At 73.2% G+C, this 19,886-nt stretch carries 14 protein-coding genes; 2 read left to right on the top strand and 12 right to left on the bottom strand.

What is annotated here, in order from left to right; translation table 11 throughout:
- Window positions 1-4 precede the first annotated feature (4 nt).
- The 6 genes from ACF3NS_RS12035 to ACF3NS_RS12010 form a co-directional block, all read right to left on the bottom strand.
- Window positions 5-880 carry a DUF3152 domain-containing protein gene (locus tag ACF3NS_RS12035; protein WP_154592823.1) on the bottom strand — a complete coding sequence of 292 codons (876 nt, stop codon included), beginning with the start codon at window positions 878-880 and terminating at the stop codon, window positions 5-7.
- 184 nt (window positions 881-1,064) lie between these two features.
- On the bottom strand, window positions 1,065-3,953 hold the full coding sequence (locus tag ACF3NS_RS12030) for a DEAD/DEAH box helicase (protein ID WP_392466297.1): 2,889 nt from the start codon (window positions 3,951-3,953) through the stop codon (window positions 1,065-1,067).
- Between the two features lie 55 nt (window positions 3,954-4,008).
- Window positions 4,009-4,839, bottom strand: a complete 831-nt coding sequence (gene tatC / locus ACF3NS_RS12025) for a twin-arginine translocase subunit TatC (protein WP_230082732.1) — start codon at window positions 4,837-4,839, stop codon at window positions 4,009-4,011.
- Between the two features lie 20 nt (window positions 4,840-4,859).
- Complete coding sequence (tatA, locus tag ACF3NS_RS12020; RefSeq protein WP_392466295.1) at window positions 4,860-5,213, bottom strand: Sec-independent protein translocase subunit TatA; 354 nt, start codon at window positions 5,211-5,213, stop codon at window positions 4,860-4,862.
- A gap of 136 nt (window positions 5,214-5,349) precedes the next feature.
- Window positions 5,350-6,405 (bottom strand): helix-turn-helix transcriptional regulator, encoded by a 1,056-nt coding sequence (locus ACF3NS_RS12015; protein ID WP_392466294.1) that lies wholly within the window; start codon window positions 6,403-6,405, stop codon window positions 5,350-5,352.
- Window positions 6,402-7,391 carry a helix-turn-helix transcriptional regulator gene (locus ACF3NS_RS12010; protein ID WP_392466292.1) on the bottom strand — a complete coding sequence of 330 codons (990 nt, stop codon included), beginning with the start codon at window positions 7,389-7,391 and terminating at the stop codon, window positions 6,402-6,404. The genes ACF3NS_RS12015 and ACF3NS_RS12010 overlap by 4 nt, the downstream gene beginning before the upstream one ends.
- Before the next feature lie 55 nt (window positions 7,392-7,446).
- Between ACF3NS_RS12010 and ACF3NS_RS12005 the strand changes: the two genes are divergently transcribed.
- Entirely contained in the window at window positions 7,447-8,565 is a 1,119-nt protein-coding gene (locus tag ACF3NS_RS12005) for a DUF3866 family protein (protein ID WP_392466290.1), read from the top strand.
- Between the two features lie 73 nt (window positions 8,566-8,638).
- Window positions 8,639-14,254 carry a carboxyl transferase domain-containing protein gene (locus ACF3NS_RS12000; protein WP_392466287.1) on the top strand — a complete coding sequence of 1,872 codons (5,616 nt, stop codon included), beginning with the start codon at window positions 8,639-8,641 and terminating at the stop codon, window positions 14,252-14,254.
- Window positions 14,255-14,366: 112 nt separating this feature from the next.
- Here the strand turns inward: ACF3NS_RS12000 and ACF3NS_RS11995 are convergent, their stop codons facing one another.
- The 6 genes from ACF3NS_RS11995 to ACF3NS_RS11970 all read right to left on the bottom strand — a co-directional run bounded on the left by ACF3NS_RS11995 (window position 14,367) and on the right by ACF3NS_RS11970 (window position 19,864).
- Window positions 14,367-14,753 (bottom strand): FKBP-type peptidyl-prolyl cis-trans isomerase, encoded by a 387-nt coding sequence (locus tag ACF3NS_RS11995; RefSeq protein WP_289032322.1) that lies wholly within the window; start codon window positions 14,751-14,753, stop codon window positions 14,367-14,369.
- 71 nt (window positions 14,754-14,824) lie between these two features.
- Complete coding sequence (locus tag ACF3NS_RS11990; protein ID WP_392466284.1) at window positions 14,825-15,835, bottom strand: FKBP-type peptidyl-prolyl cis-trans isomerase; 1,011 nt, start codon at window positions 15,833-15,835, stop codon at window positions 14,825-14,827.
- 125 nt (window positions 15,836-15,960) lie between these two features.
- Window positions 15,961-17,352 (bottom strand): Pup--protein ligase, encoded by a 1,392-nt coding sequence (pafA, locus tag ACF3NS_RS11985; protein WP_392466282.1) that lies wholly within the window; start codon window positions 17,350-17,352, stop codon window positions 15,961-15,963.
- Between the two features lie 209 nt (window positions 17,353-17,561).
- Window positions 17,562-17,798: a hypothetical protein gene (locus ACF3NS_RS11980; RefSeq protein ID WP_392466279.1), complete on the bottom strand. Its 237-nt coding sequence runs from the start codon at window positions 17,796-17,798 to the stop codon at window positions 17,562-17,564.
- Window positions 17,795-17,989, bottom strand: coding sequence for a hypothetical protein (locus tag ACF3NS_RS11975; RefSeq protein ID WP_392466276.1), 195 nt, complete (start codon window positions 17,987-17,989; stop codon window positions 17,795-17,797). The genes ACF3NS_RS11980 and ACF3NS_RS11975 overlap by 4 nt, the downstream gene beginning before the upstream one ends.
- Before the next feature lie 87 nt (window positions 17,990-18,076).
- Window positions 18,077-19,864: a diadenylate cyclase gene (locus ACF3NS_RS11970; RefSeq protein ID WP_154592815.1), complete on the bottom strand. Its 1,788-nt coding sequence runs from the start codon at window positions 19,862-19,864 to the stop codon at window positions 18,077-18,079.
- Window positions 19,865-19,886: the final 22 nt, after the last annotated feature.

The raw sequence follows: 19,886 nt of genomic DNA, 5'->3' as shown, positions 1-19,886 counted from the left end.
TCCGTCAGGGTGCGCTGAGCTCGCCAGCGGTGGGCCACGGGTTCGGGGTGCAGCCAGCCAGGCCCTTGCTCTGCTGCATCATGACCGGTGCGACCTGCCCCTTGCCGCCGCACTGCCGGTGACCGTGGCCGAGGAAGTGCCCCACCTCGTGGTTGACGAGATACGCGCGGTAGGCCGCGACGTCCGTGAAGGACGGCGTCTGCAGGGTCCAGCGGTCGGAGTTGAGGATCACGTCGTCGCCGTGACGGCAGCTCCACAGGCCCAACGTCTGCAGGGGCAGACACATGCGGTTGGTCGTCGGGGGCGACGCGACATGGATCGTGAACTCGGCCTGATGGGCGTCCGGCACGAGCTCGAACGATGCCCCCCGGTAGCCGATCCACCCGCGAGGGTCGTTGAGGACTCCGGCGATCTCGCGTGACGCCGCCGCCGCGTCGATGCCGGTGCCCCGCTCGACCTTGACGGCATACCGGTGGACGGTGGGGGTCTGCCGCGCGGGCTTGACCGCGGTCGGGGCCGCCGTCCAGGTGCCGTCGCCCGTGGTTCCCGAGCGTCGTATGCCGCCGCCCTCGGCCTGCCGGGGTCCCGACCTGGTGGCGCCGCTCGGCGAGGCGGTGGTCGGTGAGGATCGGGTGGCGGCAGGTGTGCTCGTTGCGCCGGACGTGGACGCGGCGGTGGTGGTGGCCGGCGTGCCCGGGGTGCCGGCGCTCGGGGTGGTGATGCTGGGCGCGGCGGATCCGGCGGGCTTGGCGGTGCAGCTGCGGATGAGCAGGCTGAGCGCGAGCACGACCACGAGGCCGAGAACCGCGAGGACGACCCTGCCACGCGGGGTGAGGCGGAGCGCCGGCCGGCGGGGCGCGGGCGTCTTCGGGGCTGTCACGTGCTCAGGCTAGGCAGGTCCGGTGGGCCCGGGTCTGTGCCACGCCGCGGACGAAGCCCGGTCGATGCTCCTACCCCCGGCGGGATCATCGACCTGGCGGACGAAGCCCGGTCGATGCTCCTACCCCCGGCGGGCTCATCGACCTGGGGGACGAAGGCCGGTCGATGCCCTTACCCCCGGTAGGTCAGTCGAGGCGGTCGGCGGCGACGACGCCGCGCATCACCAGGTCGATCGCCGCTCGGGCCGTGGCGGCCAGGGCGGGTTGGGGGGCGCACGTCGCGACCTGGCCGAGCAGGTCCACCACCTGCTTGCACCGCCGCACGAAGTCGCCCGCCGCCATGTCGGAGTCGCGCAGGCACACCTCGAGTGCCTGGCCCGAGGCCCAGCGGTGGACGGACCAGAGCATGCCGCCGTCCGGCTGGCCGGTCTCGGGCAGGTGCGCGGCGGCCTCTCGGTCGGCGATCGTGGCCCACAGCCGCACCATCTGCTGGTAGGCCTCGGCGACGTCGGCGCCCGGGGTGCGCGGGTTGGGGTCGCTCTCGTCGCGCCGCGGCTCGTAGACCAGCGCGGAGACGACCGCGGCCAGCGAGGGCCCGTCGAGCCGCTGCCAGACACCGTGGGCGAGGCACTCGGCGGCCAGGAGGTCCTTCTCGGAGTAGAGGCGTCGCAGCATCTGACCGCTCGGGGTGACCGCCTCCCCGGCGGCGTCGAGATAGCCGAGCTCGGACAGCAGGTCGCAGATCTGGTCGAACTGCCGGGCCACGGAGTTGGTGCGGCCGGAGACCTTGCGCCGCAGCCCGTGCGTCTCACGCTCGAGCCGGTGGTAGCGCTCGGCCCAGCGGGCGTGGTCCTCGCGCTCGGGGCACTGGTGGCAGGGGTGGGCCTTCATCCGCTGCCGCAGCGAGGCGACCGCCTGCTCCCCTGCGGATGCCGAGCCGCTCTCGTCGCCTGCCGACCGCTTCCCCCGGCCGCGCGGCGGCGGCTCGTAGGGCACCTTGGCCCGCACCGTCGAGGCGAGGTCCTTGCGCATCTTGGTGTTGCGGGCGTTGAAGTTGCGGGGCAGCTGCAGGGTCGTGACGGGACGCACGGGCGCGTCGACGTCGTGGACCGTCAGTCGTCGCGCCCGCCCGTCGGCGTTGATCACGAGCGGCGTCGGCGGGTTGTTGCGGCCCGCGGTGTTGGCGTTGACGACGATCGCCATGCCGGTGTGACGGCCCTCGCGCAGCGAGATGACGTCGCCGGGCTGCAGGTCCGCCAGCGACTGCTCGATCTCGGCGCGCCGCGACGAGGACCGCTCGCGGGCCATGGACCTCTCGAGCTGGCGGATCTGCTCGCGCAGCGCGGAGTACTCCTCGAAGTCCCCGAGGTGGCAGGTCATGGCCTCGCGGTAGCCGTCGAGGGCCTCCTCGTTGCGGCGCACCTGGGTGGCGAGTCCGACGACGGCGCGGTCGGCCTGGAACTGCGCGAACGACGTCTCGAGGATGTCGCGGGCCTCGGCGCGCCCGACCCGCTCCACCAGGTTGACCGCCATATTGTACGTCGGGCGGAAGGACGAGTTGAGCGGGTACGTGCGGGTCGACGCCAGGCCGCCCACGGCCAGCGGGTCGATGCCGCGCGACCAGACGACCACCGCGTGCCCCTCGACGTCGATGCCGCGGCGTCCGGCGCGCCCCGTGAGCTGGGTGTACTCCGCCGGGGAGAGCTCGACGTGCGCGTCGCCGTTGAACTTCACGAGCTTCTCGAGCACCACGGTGCGGGCGGGCATGTTGATGCCGAGCGCGAGCGTCTCGGTGGCAAAGACGGCACGGATCCGCCCGGCGGTGAACAGCTCCTCCACGATCTCGCGGAAGGTCGGGAGCATCCCCGCGTGGTGCGCGGCGTACCCCCGGCCGAGCGCCTCCACGAAGTCGTGGTAGCCCAAGATCCCGAGGTCCTCGTCGGCGACCCCGGCGATGCGCTCCTCGACGGTGCGGCGGATGCGCCGTCCCTCCTCGGGCGGCACGAGCCGGACGTCCTGCGCGAGCAGCTGGGCCACCGCGCCCTCGCACCCGGCTCGGCTGAAGATGAAGGTGATCGCGGGCAGCAGCCCGTCGCGGTCGAGCCGCGCGATGACCTCGGCCCGCGAGGCCGCGCCGCCGGGACGGCTGCCCCGCCCACCCGCGCCCGCGCCGCCACCCGTCCCCCCGCCGCCGCCACCCGACGGGCCGTGCGGCCCACCCCCGCGGGGTCGGCCCGAGTCGGCGCCCCCGCGACCGCGCCCGCGACCGCGCGAGCCCCAGGGGTCGTTGGCCCGGCTGGTGCTGCGCATCCCTCGCCCGGCGGCGTAGGACGCGCGCTCCAGGGACTGCAACCGCTGCACGAGGTCGGGGTTGACCTTGACGATCTCGTCGGTGATCCGGTTGTGGGAGTCGCGGTCCTTGCCGAGGATGGCGCCGCCGTCGTCGACGAACAGGTCGAACAGCTCGCGTCCGACCATCATGTGCTGCCACAGCGGCACCGGTCGGTGCTCGGACACGACGACGGCGGTGTCGCCGCGGACGGTCCCCAGCCAGGCACCGAACTCCTCGGCGTTGGACACGGTCGCCGACAGCGAGATCACCTGCACCGGCTGGGGCAGGTGGATGATGACCTCCTCCCACACGGCGCCGCGGAACCGGTCGGCGAGGTAGTGGACCTCGTCCATGACGACGACGCCGAGGTCGTGCAGCGAGGTGCTCCCGGCATACAGCATGTTGCGCAGGACCTCGGTGGTCATGACGACCACGGGGGCCTCGCCGTTGACGGACGAGTCGCCCGTGAGCAGGCCGACCCGGTCGGCGCCGTGACGGGCGACGAGGTCGTGGTACTTCTGGTTGGACAGCGCCTTGATGGGAGTGGTGTAGAAGGCCTTGCGTCCCGTGGCCAGCGCCAGGTGGACGCCGAACTCTCCCACGATCGTCTTGCCGGCGCCGGTGGGCGCGGCCACGAGCACCCCGTGACCGTCCTCGACGGCGGCGCAGGCCTCGAGCTGGAACGCGTCGAGCTCGAACGGAAAGCTCGCGGTGAAGGTGTCCAGATGTGGGTGCTGCGCCATGCCCTGCAGGCTACGCGACGGGACGGACACACCCTGGTATGCCGGGCGCCCGACGTCAGAGCGGGCTGGCCTCGTCGTCGGCGAGGTGGCTGTAGTCGGGCTCGCGCCGGGCGCGCCGGGAGTCCAGGACCCGCGCCACCCCGTAGGCCGCGAAGTACAGCCCGCACAGCGGCAGGGCCAGGGCGAACATCGTCCACGGGTCCGGGGTCGGCGTCATCATCGCCGAGAAGGTGAAGATCAGCACCACTGCGATCCGCCAGCCCTTGAGCATGATGTGCGCGGGCAGGACGTGGATGACGTTGAGCGCGACCAGCAGCACCGGCAGCAGGAAGGCCAGGCCGAAGCTGAGGATGAACCGGGTCACCCAGGTGAGATAGTAGTCCGCCTGCAGGATGTTGGACGCGCCGACGGGGGTGAAGTCGAGCAGGACCTCGATGGCCTTGGGGAGGGCGTAGAGCGCGCCCCAGCAGCCGAGCAGGAAGAGCGGGACGGCGGCGGTGATGAAGGCCAGGGCCGTGCGCTTCTCGCGCTTGTGCAGCCCCGGGACGATGAAGGCCCAGATCTGCCACAGCCACACCGGGCTCGCCACGATGGTGCCGACGAAGACCGCGACCTTGAGCTTGAGGGAGAAGGCGCCGGTGATGTCGGGGAAGGACAGGATGACGTTGGCGCGGCGCGCGGCGGCACTGAGCCGCAGCGGCTCCTGCAGGCGGAACACCAGCGGGTCGTAGTAGATCCAGCCGATGATCGAGGCGAGCACGACCGCTGCCGCCGCGATCAGGACGCGGTTGCGGAACTCGCGCAGGTGGTCCCCGAGGGACATCCTCCCCTCGGGGTTGCGTGCCCGGCGGCGCAGGCCGGGACGCGTCGACTGCTGGCGGGCCATGCGGTGGGCGACCGCCCGGCTCAGGCGCGGGGGGCGGAGTCGCCGGGCTCGCGCCGGTAGCGCACGCCGTCGATCACGACGTACTCGTCGCCGGAGGTGGCGGACGAGGCACCCTGCGCGGGCGGGACCGGCTGGGTCGTCTGCGTGGTGCGGGTCGTCGTGGTGGTGCGGTGCGGCTCGTCGAGGTCGGACAGGCCCGCCGCGCCGTCCTGACGCTCGCCGTCGTGCTTCATCTCCGACACCTCGGACTTGAAGATCCGCATCGACCGCCCCAGGCTCCGCGCGGCGTCCGGCAGGCGCTTCCACCCGAAGACGATGACGATGACCAGGATGAGGATGATCAGGTGCCAGGGCTCGAACAGGTTGCGGGGCATCGGGGTCGACCAGCCTTCCAGTGGGTCTGCCTACGAGGGACGAGGGGTCCTGGTGCGTCATCCTACGGCCGTCGACCCGGAAGGCACGGTATGCCGGTGAACGCCAGGTGACGGCGGGGCGACGAGCGCCGTCCGGTCAGCGGTAGTGCGCGAGGGCCAGCTCGGCCGCCGACCGCACCTCGGCCCGCAGCCCCTGCGGCGAGACCACGCGCGCGGCACCCCCGAGGCGCAGCAGGAGCCGTCGCAGCCACGCGGTGTCGCTGGTCGCGATGGTCACGCGCAGCCCGCCGCCGTCGCGCTCCTCCATCGACTCGCACGGGTAGTAGTCGCGCACCCAGCGGGCCTGCTGCTCGAGGTCCAGCACGACGCGCAGCGAGAGCTCGTCGGGGCGGAAGATCCCGTTGTCGAGGTCGCGGGGGCGGGCGTCGGCGGGCGGGGTGCCGTCGACGTCGAGGACCTGCAGGTCGGCGATCCGGTCGAGGCGAAAGAGTCGGACGTCCTGGGCGCGGTGGCACCAGGCCTCGAGGTACCACGGCCCGTCGACGTTGACCAGGCGCATGGGGTCGACGTCGCGCTCGGTGGTCTCGTCGCGGCTCGGCACGACGTAGCTGAGGTGCACCCGGCGGTGCGAGGCGAGGGCCCGGCGCAACGCCGCGAGCTGCCCCTCGAGGCGCTCGCCGTCCGCGCCGCCGCCCTCGGCCTCGACGCCCATGTCCACACTGATCCGGTCGGCCTGCGCGCTGACGCCGGACACCTCGCTGGTGGCCGCCTCGAGCTTGGCGAGGGCCCGGTCGACGGCGTCGCGCTCCCCCAGCCCCGGCACGGCCGCCAGGGCCCGCAGCCCCACCATCAGGGACAGCGCCTCGTCGACCCCGAGCCGCAACGGGCGGGCGATCGTGTCGGCGTTGGAGACGTAGACCTGCCCGCCCTCCCACTGCGCGTCGATGAGGTCGTCGTGGTAACCGCCGGGCGTGCCGCACAGGAACAGCAGCGCGAGGTCGGCCTCGATCTGGGCCCTGGACACGCCGAACTCCGCTGCCGCGACGTCGATCTCGACGCCCTGGTGGGTCAGCAGCCAGGGCACCATCGTCAGCAGGCGGTCGAGCCGGACCGTGGCGGACTCGTTCATGTCCACGCTGTCACGGCCGTCGCGGGGGTCGGCGCCGGACCGACCGGACTTCCTCGGGCTCATCGGCTCGCCTCCAGCGCTCCGGTTAGTCGACGTATGACGGCCTCGCGCAGCTCGGCGGGCGCCACCGCCTCGACGTCCGCCGCATAGCCCGCGAGCTCGTCGGCGAGGCGCTCGGTGTCGCCGCAGGGCAGGTCGACCTCGTCCCACCCGTCGGCCACCCCGGTGCGGGTCGCCCCGGCGCGGCGGCGCAGCGAGTGACCCGCGCCCGCGCGCACGCGCAGCGTGGCCGTGACCGCGGGGCGCTCGGAGGCCTGGGCCCGGATGGACGCGAGGGGGTCGTGGTCGGCGGGCACGGCATACGACCCGGCGCGGCCGGCCCAGGCGATGGGCCCCTCGACCCGGCCGAGGCGAAAGACGCGGGGGGCCTCCCGGTCGGTGTCGTAGCCCGTGAGGTACCACCGGCCGTGCCACGCCGCGATCCCCCACGGCTGCACGTGGCGGGTGGTCAGCGCCCCGGTGCCGGAGCGGCGGTAGTCGAACCGGATCGGGCGGCGGTGCAGCACGGCGTCCTTGGCGCGGGCGAAGGCCGGCTCGGCGGTGCGGACGCGCGGCTCGAGCCCGATCACCGAGGAGTCGTCACGCTCGACGCCCGCGGCCTCGAGCTTGCGCAGCGCCCGGGCGGCGGGCCCCGCCAGCGAGGCCTGCGCCCACGTGCGGCTCGCGAGCCCGAGCACCGCGATCTCGTCGGGCTCGAAGGCGACCTCGGGCAGGGCGTACTCGCGCCGGTCGATGCGGTAGCCCTCCTCGTCGTCGAAGAGCGGGTCGATGTCCTCGGTCACGAGCGGGATCCCCAGCTCGCGCAGCTCGTCCTTGTCGCGCTCGAACATCCGGTTGAAGGCGTCCTCGGACAGCGCCGAGCCGTACTGCGGGACGGCCTCGCGGATCTTGGACTTGGGCAGCGGGCGCCGCGTGTAGAGCAGGCAGATGACGAGGTTGAGCAGCCGCTCGGTCTTGGCCGCGCTGACGGGGGTGCGCGCAGGAGCCACGTCGTGCCCCTCCCTTCGATCGTCCGGCCACCGGCCCGGCCACTAGGGTGGCGCCGTGATCCGCTGGCGCAGCGCCCGAGTCGACGCCGTCCGGGCCGAGTGGCCCGGCGCAGTCGAGTATGCCGTAACTGTGTTCGAGGAGGCGGCTCGTGGTGCCGGGCCTGGCACCGCGTGTCGGGCGCTCGCCTACGTCGACCTCGTGGGCCGTCCCCAGGTCGGCGACACGGTCCTGGTCAACGTCTCAGCGCTCGAGCGCGGCCTCGGCACCGGCGGGCTCGCGCTGGTGGTCGCCGACCCGGACCGTGTACCGGCAGACCCGCCCGCGGGGCCCGGGCACGTCGTCAAGGCGCGCTACACCCCGCTGCAGGCGATGGTGCTGGGCGTCGACGAGCAGGAGTCGCCGCACCACGCGGTCCTCGCGGAGGCGGACTCGATCGACGGGATGCCCGTGGTGACGGCCGACCTGCACTCGGCGCTGCCGGCGGTCGTCGCCGGGCTGCGCGCGGCCCGCCCCGACGCGGTGGTCGCCTACGTGATGACCGATGGCGGCGCCCTGCCCGCGCGGTTCAGCCGCACCGTGGCGGGGCTGCGCGAGGCCGGGTGGCTGGCGTCCTGCATCACGGTCGGGCAGGCCTACGGCGGGGACCTGGAGGCCGTCACCGTCCACACGGGGCTGCTCGCCGCGCGGCTCGTCGTCGGGGCCGACGTCGCCGTCGTCGCGCAGGGCCCGGGCAACCTCGGGACCGGCACGCGGTGGGGCTTCTCGGGCACCAGCGCGGGCGAGGCCGTCAACGCCGCGCACACGCTCGGCGGGCTCGCGGTGGCCTCGCTGCGCGTGTCCGAGGCTGACCCCCGCCCCCGTCATCGCGGGGTCAGTCATCACAGCCTCACGGCATACGGCCGGGTCGCGCTCGTCCCCGCGCAGGTGCCGATCCCGCTGGAGGACAGCGGGATCGGACGCGAGGTGCGCCGCCAGGCGCACGAGCTGTGCGCGGGCTCGGGCGGCCGGCTCGCGCCGGTGGACGTCCCGACCGACGGGCTCGACGCGGCCCTGGCCACATCACCCGTCCGGCTCAGCACGATGGGGCGCGGCGTCGAGGAAGACCGGGCGTCCTTCGTGGCCGCCGCGGCAGCCGGTCGCCACGCCGCCGCGCGCATCCCGACGCGCGAGTAACCCCCCGCAGTGACTAGCCTCCGGGAGAACGCGTGGCCTCGGCCACACCGTGCCGCTCGGAGGTAGCCGTCTGATGTTCACCCGCATCGCCATCGTCAACCGTGGCGAGGCCGCCATGCGCCTCATCCATGCGGTCCGCGACTTCAACGCGTCCCGCGGGCCCGGGTCCGCCGAGCCGAGGGTCGAGACGGTGGCGCTGCACACCACGGGCGAGCGGCGGGCGATGTTCGTGCGCGAGGCGGACCGGGCCTACGACCTCGGGCCCGCCGCCGACCGGCCCTACCTCGACCACGCGGTGCTCGAGCGCGCCCTGCGCGAGACGGGCGCGGACGCGGCCTGGGTCGGGTGGGGCTTCGTGGCCGAGGACCCGGCGTTCGCGGACCTGTGCGCCCGCATCGGCGTGACCTTCATCGGGCCGAGCCCCGAGGCGATGCGCAAGCTGGGCGACAAGATCGGGTCCAAGCTCATCGCCGAGGAGGTCGGTGTGCCGGTCGCGGCCTGGAGCCGCGGCGGCGTCGACACCCTCGAGGACGCGACGGCGGCCGCGCGGGAGATCGGCTACCCCCTCATGCTCAAGGCCACGGCCGGCGGCGGCGGTCGCGGCATCCGCAAGGTGTCCTCCGACGCCGAGCTCGCCGACGCCTACGAGCGCACCCGCGACGAGGCGGCGCGGGCCTTCGGCTCCGGCGTCGTCTTCCTCGAGCGCCTCGTCACCGGCGCCCGCCACGTCGAGGTGCAGGTCATCGCCGACGCCCACGGCACCGCGTGGGCGCTCGGCGTCCGCGACTGCTCGGTGCAGCGCCGCAACCAGAAGGTCATCGAGGAGTCCGCCTCCCCCGTCCTCTCCCCCGACGAGGTCGCCGAGCTCAAGGCCAGCGCCGAGCGCCTCGCCGTCGCCGTCGGCTACTGCGGCGCCGGGACCGTCGAGTTCCTCTACCACCCCACCGAGCGCTTCTTCGCCTTCCTCGAGGTCAACACCCGCCTGCAGGTCGAGCACTCGATCACCGAGATCACCACCGCGACCGACCTCGTGCGCCTGCAGATCCACGTCGCGTCCGGCGGCCGGCTCGAGGGCGAGCGGCCCGTCGAGAGCGGCCACGCCGTCGAGGCCCGGCTCAACGCCGAGGACCCCGACCGCGACTTCGCGCCGTCACCGGGCCGCATCGCGCTGCTCGAGCTGCCGGCGGGCCCCGGCATACGGGTCGACACGGGGGTCGCCGAGGGCGACACGATCCCGGCCGACTTCGACTCGATGATCGCCAAGATCATCGCCTCCGGGCGCGACCGCGACGAGGCCCTCGCCCGTCTGCGCCGCGCCATGCAGGAGACGACCGTCGTCATCGAGGGCGGCGCGACCAACAAGAGCTTCGTGCTCGAGCTGCTCGATGCCCCCGAGGTCATCGACGGCACCGCCGACACCGGCTGGATCGACCGGGTCCGTGCCGAGGGCCGGCTCAGCAGCCACCGCCACGCCGGCGTGGCCCTGGTGGCGGCCGGGATCCAGGCCTACGAGGCCGACGAGGCCATCGCCCGGGCCCGGCTGCTCGAGACGGCGCGCGGCGGCCGCCCGCAGCTGCAGCACGCCCCTGGCCGCAAGGTCGAGCTCACCCTGCGCGGCACCGCCTACACGCTGACCGTCTCCCGCGTGGCCCCGCACCGCTTCCGGGTCACCGTGGCCTCCCCCACGGACGAGCGCACCGTCGACGCGACGCTGGACCGGATCGACGCGTATGCCGGACGCCTCCGCATCGGGGACCGCGAGCACCGGCTGATCACCGCCTCCCACGGCACCATCCAGCTCGTCGAGGTCGACGGCGTCACCCACCGGATCAGCCTCGACGAGGGCGGCGTGCTGCGCTCCCCCACCCCGGCGCTGGTCGTCGCCACCCCGCTCGCCGTGGGCGACGAGGTCGCCGCGGGGGCGCCCGTGCTGGTCCTCGAGTCGATGAAGATGGAGACCGTCCTGCCCGCGCCCTTCGCCGCGCGCGTCAAGGAGCTGCTCGTCTCCGCCGGCAGCCAGGTCGAGACCGGCACCCCGCTCGTGCGGCTCGAGCCCGTGGGTGACGGCGAGGACGCCGCCGCCGAGCAGCAGCCGGGTCTCGATCTCGCCCTCGACCTGCCCGACGACGACGACGGCGCAGGCGAGGGCACCGGCAGCGGCACCGATCCGCACCGCCGCGCGGCGCGGCTGCGCGCCGACCTGCTCGCGCTGGTCCTCGGCTACGACGTGGACGCCCGCGACGAGGGGCGGGTGCTGGCGTCATACCTCGCGGTCCGCGACGAAGAGGCGAGCCCCGGGCAGACCCCCGGGCGGACCCCCGGGGAGAGCCGTGGGGAGAGCGCCGTCGCCGCGGAGGTGGAGCTGCTCGAGGCCTTCGCCGACCTCGCGGAGCTGTCCCGCAACCGCCCCGCGGGCGACGACCTCCACCTCGAGAACCGCATCCACAGCCCCCGCGAGCACTTCCACACCTACCTCCAGAGCCTCGACCCCGTCCGCGCCGCCCTGCCGGACGACTTCCAGGAGCGGCTGGGGGCCGTGCTGCGTCGCTACGGCGTCGCCGACCTGGAGCACGACGACGAGCTCGAGCAGGCGGTCTTCCGGGTCTTCGTCGCGCAGCAGCGCTCGGCCCCCGACCTGCAGGTCGTGACCTCGCTGCTGCGCCGCTGGCTCGCCGACCCCGCGCCGGAGGCGCCTGACGACACCCGCGCCCGCGCCGCCCTGGACCACCTCGTGCGCGCCACCCAGCTGCGCATCCCCGTCGTCGGCGACCTGGCGCGCAGCGTGCGGTTCCGGTGGTTCGACCAGCCGCTGGTGGACGCCGAGCGGCAGGGCGTGCTCGGGGGCGTCGGCGACGAGATCGCCCGCATCGCCGAGCTGCCCGAGGGGCCGGAGCGCGACGAGCACATCGACGCGCTGGTGCGCATCCCCGAGCGGATCGCCTCGTTCCTCGCCCGGCGCCTCGCCGGTCCCGAGCTGCCGACCTCCGAGCCCATGCTGACCGTGCTGGCGCAGCGGCACTACCGCGGCCACGACATGCGCGACTTCCGCGAGATCCGCATCGACGGGCGACCGCTCGTCGTCGCCGACTACACCATCGACGACCGGCCGACCCACCTGGTCTCCACGATCGGGCGGGTCGACGACCTGCGACCCGGGTCGGACCTCGTGCAGGACATCGTCGCCGAGGTCGCCGAGGTCGCCGAGGTCGCCGAGGCCGGCGCCGGGCGGCTGAGCGTCGTGGACCTCTACCTGCGCTGGGACGACGCGCCGGCCTCGCTCGACCAGCTGTCGTCCGAGCTGGTGCAGCGGCTGTCGCAGCTCGACCTCGGCGGCGGCGTCCGCCGGGTCGCGGTGGGCGTGTGCAGCGACGGGCCCGAGCCGGTGCGCTACCTGACCTTCCGCCCGGGGGCCGCCGGCGACCGGGTCGTCGAGGACGAGCTGGTCCGTGGCGTGCACCCCATGGTCGGTCGACGGCTCAACCTGTGGCGCCTCACCGACTTCGACGTGACCCGGCTCGAGGCCCCCGAGGACGTACTGCTCTATCGCTGCGTCGCGCGGGGCAACGAGACGGACGTGCGTCTCGTGGCCATGGCGCAGGTGCGTCAGCTGGCCGTGGTCCGCGACGAGCAGGGCCGGGTCGTCGGGCTCCCGCACGTCGAGCGGGCTATCGCCGGCTGCCTCGACGCCATCCGCCGGGCCCGCACCAGCGGCGGCGCGGCCGGCGCGCGGCTGGACATGAACCACGTGTGGGTCCACGTCTGGCCGACGATCGAGGGCGACGTCGAGGAGCTCACCACCCTCAAGCGCACCATCGCGCCGATGACTGCCGGCGCCGGTGTGGAGGAGGTGCTGCTCGAGGGATCGGTGGCCGTGCCCGGAGGTGACGGCGAGACCGTGCCCATAGCGGCGCGGTTCTCCTACCAGCCCGGTTCGGGGGTCGTCACCTCCATCGAGGGGCCGCCGCAGGAGCGGCTCCGCCCGCTCGACGACTACGCGCGCAAGGTGGTCACCGCCCGCCGCCGGGGCATGGCCTACCCCTACGAGCTGCAGTCACTCATCGCCGGCCCCGGCGGGACGGCGACCGAGCACGACCTCGACGAGTCCGGTGCGCTCGTGCCCGTCGACCGTCCCTACGGCCTCAACCGCGCGGGCATCATCGTCGGCGTCATCTCGACACCCACCACGCGCCACCCCGAGGGGGTCAAGCGGGTCCTGCTGTGCGGCGACCCGCTGCGAGCACTCGGTGCGGTCTCCGAGGCCGAGTGCACGCGCATCATCGCCGCGCTCGACCTGGCCGAGTCGATGGGGGTGCCCGTCGAGTGGTTCGCCCTGTCCGCGGGCGCCCGCATCTCGATGGACTCCGGCACGGAAAACATGGACTGGGTCGCCCGCGCGCTCAAGCGGATCGTCGAGTTCACGCAGGCCGGCGGGGAGATCAACGTCGTCGTGGCCGGCATCAACGTCGGGGCACAGCCGTACTGGAACGCCGAGGCGACCATGCTGATGCACACCAAGGGCATCCTCGTCATGACCCCGGACAGCGCGATGGTGCTGACCGGCAAGCAGTCCCTGGACTTCTCCGGCGGCGTCTCGGCCGAGGACAACTACGGCATCGGCGGCTACGACCGGATCATGGGCCCCAACGGGCAGGCGCAGTACTGGGCGCCCGACCTCGCGGGTGCGCTCCGCATCCTCATGACGCACTACGACCACGCCTACGTCGCGCCGGGCGAGAGCGGCCCGCGCGTCGCCGCCACCACCGACCCGGTCGACCGCGACATCACGACCCACCCGCACGACCCCGTCGACTCGGGCTTCACCACGGTCGGCGACATCTTCTCCGCCGCGACCAACCCGGACCGCAAGAAGCCCTTCGACATCCGCACGGTGATGGCGGCCGTCGCCGACCAGGACCACGCGACGCTCGAGCGGTGGGCCGGTATGGCGGACGCGGAGACCTCCGTGGTCTACGACGCCCGTCTTGGCGGGATCCCGGTCTGCCTCGTGGGGATCGAGTCCAAGTCGGTGCCGCGCCGCGGCTTCCCTCCCACCGACGGCCCCGACACCTACACCGCCGGCACGTTGTTCCCACGGTCCTCCAAGAAGGTCGCCCGGGCCATCAACGGCGCCAGCGGCAACCGACCCGTGGTCGTCCTGGCCAACCTCTCGGGCTTCGACGGCTCGCCGGAGTCCCTGCGCAACCTGCAGCTCGAGTACGGCGCCGAGATCGGTCGCGCCATCGTCAACTTCGACGGCCCGATCGTCTTCTGCGTGATCTCCCGCTACCACGGCGGCGCGTTCGTCGTGTTCTCCAAGGCGCTCAACCCGCAGATGCGGGTCCTGGCCGTCGAGGGGTCCTACGCGTCGGTGCTCGGTGGTGCTCCGGCCGCGGCCGTGGTGTTCAGCCGTGACGTGGACGCCCGCGCCGCCAAGGACCCGCGCGTGGCCGAGCTCGAGCAGCGCCTGGCCACGGCGACCGGCGAGGAGCACGCCGACCTGGCCGCCCAGCTGCTCGAGACGCGCCGTGACGTCCGCGCCGAGAAGCTCGGCGAGGTCGCCGCGGAGTTCGACCGGGTGCACAGCATCCACCGCGCCGTCGAGGTCGGCTCGGTGGACGAGGTCGTGGCCCCGGCCGACCTGCGCCCGCGGATCATCGCCGCGCTGCAGGGCTGGGCCTCCCGGTCCTGAGCCGCTCACGGCTGCGCCGCCCCCACCCACAACCCCAAAGATCGGGAGGGCTTGGTCCACCATCCTTGGACCAAGCCCTCCCGATCTCGGGTGGCGCTGGGGGCGCGGCGAGCTAGCGGACCGCGACCAGGTCCACGACGAAGATCAGGGCCTCGCCGGGCTTGATGACGCCGCCGGCGCCGCGATCGCCATACGCGAGGTGCGACGGGATGGTCAGCTTGCGCCGGCCACCCTCACGCATCCCGAGCAGCCCCTGGTCCCATCCCTGGATGACCTGGCCGACGCCGACCTGGAAGTCCAGGGGCGCGCCGCGGTTCCACGAGGCGTCGAACTCCTCGCCGGTGGAGTAGGCGACGCCGACGTAGTGGGTGCTGACGACGTTGCCGGGCTTGGCCTCGGCACCGTCACCCTCCCAGACGTCCTCGATCACGAGGTCGGCGGGCGGCTGGTCGCCGGGGAAGTCGATCTCGGGCTTGGTGGTGGTCGGGTCAAAGGGCACGGTGTCCTCCTGGGGGTGGGGTCGTATGACGAGCGTGGGGCCGCCGCACGGGCGGCGACCCCACGGTGGGGCTACTGAGCCTTGACGAGGTCGACGACGAAGACGAGCGTCGAGTTGGCCGGGATCTTGTCCTGCGCCTTGGCGCCGTACGCCTCGGCGGGCGGGGCGACGACCAGGACACGGCTGCCGACCTTCTGGCCGGTCAGGCACTTGTCCCAGGCGGGGATGACCTGGCCGACGCCGATCGGGAAGGGCGTGGGCTCCTTGCCGTGGTCATAGCTCGAGTCGAACTTCGTGCCGTTGGTCCACAGCATGCCGGTGTAGTGCGAGGACAGCGTCTGACCGGCGTTGACGACGGGGCCGGTGCCCTCCTTGAGGACGTAGGCCGTGGCCTGCTTGGGGGCGGCGGCGGTGGTGGGCTTCATCGTGGCGGCCTTGCCGTCGGCGGCCGTGATCTCGGGCAGCCCCTCCTTGCTCGTGACGACCTTGCAGGGCTCGCCCTTGAAGCCGACCTTCTGGATCTCGACGTAGGCGACCAGCGTCTCGTCCGCGGTGATGCCGGACTGCGGGTTGCCCTGGGCGATGAGCGCCGCGGCGTCGGCGGGGGCCATGGCCACGAGCATGCGGCTGCCGACCTTCTGACCGAGCATGCCCTTGGCCACGCCAGGGATCCACTGGTTGACCGGGATCTGCTGCGGCTGGTTGGCGGCGAAGGTGTCCTCGAGGGTCTTGCCCGTCTTGCCCGACACGAACAACGCGTTGGCCACGACCATGTCGGTCTTGTTGACGACCTGCCCCATGCCCTGGGTGACGACCTTGGCGGTGGTCTCCTTGGTCGTGAACGGCGCCTTGTCGACCTTGACCGTCGGCTTGGCGGGAGTGCCGCCGACGGTGATGCCCGCCAGCTCGCCCTTGGCCGCCGGGGTGATCGGCGCGGACGCCGTGCTCGCCGACGCCGAGGCGCTCGGGCTCGCGGTGGTCGTCGTCGACGAGGTGGTGGTGGCCCCGCCGCTCCCGCACGCGCTGAGCGCGATGGCCGGGACGGCGGCGAGGGCGAGGGCAGAGCTGGTACGCAGGCGCAAGAGAGGGGTCTTTCGCTCGGGGGTGGGTCGTGTGAGCTCGTGCCACCCTAACGGGCGATCCTGTGGCAGCGCTGTCGGGCCCGGCTCGTCGGCTCGGTGGGTCGTCGCGTCGTCGGGTCCTCGGGTCAGGGCCCGGCCGGGGCCGGGTGCTCCCCGAGGCTCGCGACCAGCCGCTCGACGCGCGGGTCCTCGTAGGCGAGCGGGTCCTTGCACAAGATGGTGCGCTGGTTGCCGTCGTTGAGCTTGAGGTGCACCCAGTCGACCGAGTAGTCGCGCCGCGCCTCCCGTGCCGCCGCGATGAAGTCGCCGCGCAGCTTGGCCCGGGTCGTCTGCGGGGGCGTCGTGACCGCCTGCTGGATCTGCTCGTCGGTGGTGACTCGCGCGGCGAGCCCCCGGGCCTGCAGCAGGTTGAACAGCCCGCGCCGCGGGTGCAGGTCGTGGTAGGCGAGATCGATCTGCTGCAGGCGCGGGTGCTCGAGCGGCAGACCGTCGCGGGTGGAGTACTGCTCGATCAGTCGCCGCTTGATGACCCAGTCGATCTCGGTGCCGACCTCGTCCAGGCGGCCCGAGTCGACGGCGGACAGCACCCGCTCCCACAGGTCGAGGACGCGCTGGTGCACCGGGTCGTCGCTGCCGCCCTCGTCGACGAAGCGTCGGGCGGCCCCGAGGTAGGCGCTCTGCGCCGCGAGGGCGCTGGTGGTGCCCCCGGCGGCGAGGTCGACCTCGGCGCGGCCGGTCGGGTCGGTGCTCATGGTGCGTATGGCGGCCGTGGTGCTCGCGAGGGTGAGGTCGGGCAGCGGGACGCCCTCCTCGATCATCCGCAGCACGAGGTCGGCGGACCCGACCTTGAGCAGCATCGTCGTCTCCGACATCGTCGAGTCCCCGACGATGACGTGCAGGCGGCGGAACTTCTCGGCGTCGGCGTGCGGCTCGTCACGGGAGTTGATGATCGGTCGCGAGCGCGTCGTGGCGGAGGACACGCCCTCCCACATGTGGTCGGCGCGCTGGCTGACGCAGTAGGTCGGGCGGCCCTGCGGGTCGACGACGAGCTTGCCTGCGCCGCAAGTGATCTGGCGGCTGACGAGGAAGGGCACGAGCGTGTCGGTGACGGTGCGCAGGTCGGTGGCGCGGTGCACGAGGAAGTTCTCGTGGCAGCCGTAGGAGCTCCCGGAGGAGTCGACGTTGTTCTTGAAGACGTAGACGTCCCCGACGATCTCGTCCTGGGCCATGCGCAGCTGGGCGTCGTCGGCGAGGCCCTGGACGATGCGCTCGCCGGCCTTGTCCTGGGCGACGAGGTCGAGCAGGGAGTCGCACTCGGCGGTGGCGTACTCCGGGTGGGACCCGACGTCGAGGTAGAGCCGGGACCCGTTGGCGAGGAAGGCGTTGGAGCTGCGGCTCCAGGCGACGACGGAGCGGAACATGTAGCGCGACACCTCGTCGGGGGTCAGGCGCCGCTGCCCCTCGGAGGTCGCGGTCACGCCATACTCGGTCTCGATCCCGAAGATGCGTCGCTCCATGCGCCGACCCTACCGGGGGTAAGGGCATCGACCGGCCTCCGTCCCCCAGGCTGATGATCCCGCCCCCGGTAGGGGCATCAGCCGGCCTCCGTCCCCCGGGCTGATGGTCCCGCCCCGGGTAGGGGCATCAGCCGGTCTCCGTCCCCCAGGCTGATGATCCCGCCCCGGGTAGGGGCATCAGCCGGCCTCCGTCCCCCAGGCTGATGGACCTACCCCCGGCGGGTCCGCGACGTGGACCCCAGCCAGCGGACGAAGGGGATCACCATGCACCAGACGAAGATGGCCAGGACGACCAGCCCCGCCCAGATCGTGAAGGCGTGCCAGAACCCCTCATCCCGGTGCATCGTGTCGCCGAACGCCACGAGCAGGCCGTAGACCATCGCGACGATCGCCGTCAGCGCCCAGCCGGGGTTGCGGCCGTAGCGGGCCACGGGTGCCTCGCTCATGACAGCCCTCCCTCGCGGTAGAACGGGATCGCGACCAGCAGGACGATGGCCACGAGCAGCACGATCGCCCCCGCCGTCGTGAAGCGGCGCCAGAACCCGGCGTCCTGGTGGGCGCGCGGCCCGAACGCCGCGGTCAGGCCGTAGATGACGGCGAGCACCCCCACGATGCTCGCCCCGGTGCGCAGGTCCATCGGCTCCCCCTCGGTCGCGGTTGCCTCGACGCTAGACAGCGGCACGCCGGGGGCACCCGTGACAGGTGTCAGGAGCTCGGGTGAACCTCAGGCGAAGAAGGAGGCGTTCATCCGGGGATCGGTGCGGAAGGGCACCGTGCGCACCCGCGTCCGCGAGCGCTCCCAGCGCAGGTCCTCGATGGCGAGGCAGACCGCGTTGGCGCGCTCGCACTGGCTGTCGGACAGGTAGAAGGCGAACCGCCGCAGCCGCTTGTGCAGGGCGTAGAAGGCCTCGAGGTCCACGTCGCGGGCGCCCTCGACGTCCAGGCTGCCGGCGGCCTCGAGGTCGGCGAGGGCCTGCTCGACGTCCTCGGGACGCACCCGCGGAGCGAGCTCGGGATAGACGTCGATCATCCCGTCCTCGGACACGATCACCGTCAGGCACGGCGCGGTGGACGCCTCGGTGTAGCGAACGGCCGAGTTGTAGCGCGACCCGCGGCTCGGGTCGCCGGCGCCGGTCGCGACGCCGTCGAGGATGACGCCGACGGCGTGGCAGACCCCGTCGGGGGTGAGCAGGACGGCGCCGTCGATGCGGGTGACCGCGTCCAGGACCTCCGGGCTGAGCTGCTGGGGGCGGATCGACAGGGCCTGGGGCGCGAGCCGCCGCGCCTCCTCGGCCGCCGCGGTCGTGACGACCAGCAGGGCGCCGCGGGCCTGCTGCGCCGCGCTCTGGGCGAGCATCCAGATGCCTCGTATGTCGTGGTCGGACACCTCGTCGAAGACGCGCCGCATGGCGTCGATGAACAGGTTCGTGGACATCCGCGGGCGGGGCAGCTGCGGGTGTCCGCTGGAGACCCGCAGCAGCGGGTTGCGGTTGTAGGCCATCTGCCAGGACCCCTGCTCGAGCAGCGTGAACCGGAAGATGTCGTTGTCGGAGTCGTCCGGCTCGTCGTGGGCGAGCGGCTGGACCGACCCGAGGCCGTAGATGCGCTGGCCGTCGATGAGCAGGTGAAGGCCCGGCCGCGTCATCTCCAGGAGCTTGCGGAACTGCCGTCGCTCGCGCACCGACACCGCCGAGCGCAGCTGCACGTCGACCGAGATCCGCGGGTGGCCCTCGCGGGCCATGACGACGGTGCCGGAGCCGACCCGCCCCTCGTAGGGCGTCGACGACAGGCCCTCGAACGCGTCGAACAGCCCCTGCCCGAGCCGCTCCCCCGCGATCAGGGCGGCGGAGTAGACGAGGTGGTTGGCCGACCGGCGGATCGCGTCGTTGGGGACGTCGTCGTCGATGGGCGAGATCGACCGGGGCGGCCGGGCGGCGAGGAGGGCGTGGGTGGCGATGCGCAGCAGCTCCACGACGATGCCGTGGGCCAGCGAGGTCGTGAGCGGCACCCCGTCGATCTCGTCGTACGGGAGGGCGTTGAGCTCGGCATACGCGCTGCTGTCGACGCTGATGGCGGGGTGCACGACGTAGTCGCCGACCCGTGCCCCGCTGCCGATGAAGAAGGTGCGTCCGCGACCGGCCCGGCCGCTGTCGAGGGCCGCGGCGACGGCCTCGCGCCGGGTCTCGTCGAGGAAGTGGTCGAGCCGGGCCTGCTGCACCTCGACCGACTCGTAGGTCTCGTCGTGCGCCGGGTGCGCCTCGAAGCGCCGCTGCGCGTCGGCGCGGATCCCCTCGAGGTCCTGGATGCTGAAGCCGCGGTCCGCGGGCGCGATGCACACGTCCGGCGCCCCCGGTTGGTCGACGTCGTCGGCGAGGAAGCCGACGAGCAGCGCGTCGGCCGACACGATGGCGCCGATCTGGTCGGTCGCACGGTCCGTGGCACGGTCCAGGGAGAGGCGGAACTGCTCCTGGAGCTCCCACATGAGGTGGTGGGGGGTGGGGTTGACGGTCACGTGCTGCCTTCGGGGGTGCCTG

Origin of the sequence: Arsenicicoccus cauae (assembly GCF_043162025.1) — a bacterium.
GTDB classification, from domain to species: Bacteria; Actinomycetota; Actinomycetes; order Actinomycetales; family Dermatophilaceae; genus Arsenicicoccus; species Arsenicicoccus cauae.
Note: the sequence above shows the minus strand (reverse complement) of the source record. Positions and strands in the feature narration are given on the sequence as shown.

What these genes read in the sequence shown, in the direction of transcription:
- ACF3NS_RS11980 (WP_392466279.1), bottom strand. Translation starts at nt 17,798, where the DNA reads ATGAGCGAGGCACCCGTGGCCCGCTACGGCCGCAACCCCGGCTGGGCG.
- pafA (WP_392466282.1), bottom strand. Translation starts at nt 17,352, where the DNA reads ATGGAGCGACGCATCTTCGGGATCGAGACCGAGTATGGCGTGACCGCG.
- ACF3NS_RS11975 (WP_392466276.1), bottom strand. Translation starts at nt 17,989, where the DNA reads ATGGACCTGCGCACCGGGGCGAGCATCGTGGGGGTGCTCGCCGTCATC.
- tatA (WP_392466295.1), bottom strand. Translation starts at nt 5,213, where the DNA reads ATGCCCCGCAACCTGTTCGAGCCCTGGCACCTGATCATCCTCATCCTG.
- ACF3NS_RS12030 (WP_392466297.1), bottom strand. Translation starts at nt 3,953, where the DNA reads ATGGCGCAGCACCCACATCTGGACACCTTCACCGCGAGCTTTCCGTTC.
- tatC (WP_230082732.1), bottom strand. Translation starts at nt 4,839, where the DNA reads ATGGCCCGCCAGCAGTCGACGCGTCCCGGCCTGCGCCGCCGGGCACGC.
- ACF3NS_RS12015 (WP_392466294.1), bottom strand. Translation starts at nt 6,405, where the DNA reads ATGAGCCCGAGGAAGTCCGGTCGGTCCGGCGCCGACCCCCGCGACGGC.
- ACF3NS_RS12000 (WP_392466287.1), top strand. Translation starts at nt 8,639, where the DNA reads ATGTTCACCCGCATCGCCATCGTCAACCGTGGCGAGGCCGCCATGCGC.